The sequence below is a fragment of the Thalassospira sp. UBA1131 genome (assembly GCF_002311515.1).
Taxonomy (GTDB): Bacteria; Pseudomonadota; Alphaproteobacteria; order Rhodospirillales; family Thalassospiraceae; genus Thalassospira.
Genome location: NZ_DCAO01000041.1, coordinates 8743 through 11254 on the forward strand (window position 1 = coordinate 8743; position 2512 = coordinate 11254).

Genomic DNA, 2512 nt, shown 5'->3' on the forward strand with positions numbered 1-2512 from the left:
TCAAGTGACCAGTGCATGTTGATCGGGGCATCCGACCAGGGCTGCAAACGGCGATAACTGTTCATGTTCGGCGCCAGAAGCGGCATGGCTGCGGGCAGATAACGCTGCAGGCCACCAATATAGTTCAGGAACAGTTTCGAGTTTTCCCCGTCATCATCGGCAAACAGGTTCTTGCCGGTGTTGATATCAAGAAGACTCTGGTGAATATGCATCGAGCTTCCCGGCAGGTTGCCCATCGGCTTGGCCATGAACGTGCCATAGACACCGTGTTTCAGTGCCGTTTCACGCAGCGTGCGTTTGAACAAAAAGGCCTGATCGGCCAGTTCAAGCGGATCACCGTGGTTAAAGTTCATTTCAAGCTGGGCCGGACCCGACTCGTGGCTCATGGTATCGGCGTCGATATTCATGGCCTCGCAATAGTCATACAGGTCTTCAATCAGCGGATCGAACTCGTTGATGGCATCAATACCAAACGCGTTTGATGCGCGTTCCGGACGGCCGGAGCGACCAATCGGCGGCTCTAGCGGGTTGTCCGGATCGGTGTTCTTTGCCACCAGATAAAATTCAAGTTCTGGCGCGATGATCGGCCGCATGCCGCGTTCTTCAAATGCCTTGAGAACACGTTTAAGCACGCCGCGCGGGGACGTCGAAACTTCTTCGCCGGAAAAATGGAAACAGTCGCAGATGATCTGGGCTGTCGGCTCCTCGTACCACGGCACAACGCGCACAGTTTCCGGGTCGGGAACCATTGCCACGTCCTTTTCGGCCGGGTCAAGGAAGGCATCGGTTTCCTCCGGGTAGCCGCCGGTTACCGTCAGGCAGAAAATTGCTTCGGGGATGGCAAGGCTTTTGGCCTCCAGCCCCTTAAGAAACTTCTGTGTCGGAAGAACCTTGCCCCGCGCAACGCCGGACATGTCCGGAACAATGCATTCGACTTCTTCGATTTTTCGCTCGGATAGCCACGTCTTGAGATCGGTGCTCATGTGTAGTCGGGCGCTTTCACGCCAGTCCTTCAAAATTGCATTTTCTTGCGTTTTTCGGGCCATTCCCGAACAAATTCACAAGAAAGGATGTTTGTCTTCGAAGACTATTGTATTTAATTTCGTTATTGTCGTGTTTATTAGAATTATAGACGAATTTTCGGTTGGATCGTCGAAGATATCGTTTCATATCTCTGGAACGATCCTACCAGATTGCGCTATAGTCGCGCCACAATATTTAAGAGCAGCGTTTGGATGCTGGTCAAGGAGGTATTATGAAAATCGCACATCCGTATCTTATGTTTCTTGGTGACGCGCCGGACGAACTGGCTGCAAAAACCGCAATCGGTATCAAGCAGTGGCGCCCGGAATGGTGCGTCGGTCAGATGAGCCTGCCGGGCTGTCAGGCGGACCTTGGTCTGCCGGAAATGTCGATCGCCGAAGCAAAGGCAGCCGGCGTTAAAACCCTGGTGCTGGGCGTTGCCAACCGTGGCGGGATCATTGGTCCGGCATGGATGGAAACCCTGCTGGCGGCCATCGATGCCGGCATGGACATCGCCAACGGTTTGCACACCCGTCTTTCGTCGATTCCCGAACTGGTCGATGCGGCCAAGGCCAAGGGCGTTAGCCTGTTTGACGTGCGTCACTTCGACGGCAAGGTGCCGGTCGGCAACGGTGAAAAACGTTCCGGCAAGCGCGTTCTGGCTGTTGGTACCGACTGTTCGGTCGGTAAGATGTACACCGCCCTTGCAATCGACGCCGAATTCAAAAAACGCGGTATCAAGTCCGACTTCCGTGCCACCGGCCAGACCGGTATCTTCATCGCCGGCGAAGGCATCTCGGTTGATGCGGTGATTTCCGACTTTATCTCGGGCGCTGTTGAAACCATTGCACCGGCCAATGACCCCGATCACTGGGACGTCATGGAAGGGCAGGGCAGCCTGTTCCACGCATCTTTCGCCGGTGTTTCCATGGGCCTGATCCACGGCTCCCAGCCGGACGCCCTTGTCGTCTGCCACGAGCCGACCCGTGCCCACATGCGTGGTCTGCCGGGCTACAAGCTCCCGGATCTGAAAACCTGCCTCGACGTCAACCTGTTGCACGCCAAACTGACCAACCCGGATTGCAAGGTTGTCGGTTTTGCCATCAACACCAAGGCGCTTGATGACGCAGCGGCCAAGAAACTTCTGGCTGACATCGAAGCCGAATTCGGCCTTCCGGCAGTTGACCCGGTCCGTACCGGCGTTGCGTCGCTGGTCGACAAGCTGCAGGAGATCTAAGTTGCCAAAACTCACTGTGATTTCCGAAGTCTTCCCCCTCGCACAGGTCTTCAAGATCTCGCGCGGGGCCCGGACCGAGGCACATGTGGTCAAGGTGACGCTGAGTGACGGCACCCATACCGGGCAGGGGGAATGCGTTCCCTATGCCCGGTATAATGAAACGGTCGAAGGTGTCATTGCCGACATCGAAGCACAGGCAGACGCCCTTGACCGTGGCATGACCCGCAAGGAACTCCAGGACGCCATGAAGGC

2 protein-coding genes and 1 pseudogene are annotated in these 2512 nt (G+C 55.9%); 2 read left to right on the top strand and 1 reads right to left on the bottom strand.

Annotation, left to right across the window (positions count from 1 at the left end):
• Positions 1-983, bottom strand: a 983-nt coding sequence (locus tag B3Z49_RS06345; protein WP_296989071.1) for a glutamine synthetase family protein, incomplete at its 3' end; no start/stop codon positions are given.
• Between the two features lie 272 nt (positions 984-1255).
• On the opposite strand from B3Z49_RS06345, the gene dgcN reads away from it, so the two are divergent.
• Both dgcN and B3Z49_RS06355 read left to right on the top strand, forming a co-directional pair.
• The gene (gene dgcN, locus B3Z49_RS06350; protein ID WP_008891406.1) at positions 1256-2260 is read left to right on the top strand and encodes an N-acetyltransferase DgcN; all 1005 of its coding nucleotides are present in this window, start codon (positions 1256-1258) and stop codon (positions 2258-2260) included.
• A 1-nt stretch (position 2261) separates the two neighbouring features.
• Positions 2262-2512, top strand: a pseudogene (locus B3Z49_RS06355) (dipeptide epimerase); the annotation flags it as partial.

Bases quoted from the DNA above. Each gene is read 5' to 3' on its own strand.
- dgcN (WP_008891406.1), top strand. From the start codon at position 1,256: ATGAAAATCGCACATCCGTATCTTATGTTTCTTGGTGACGCGCCGGAC.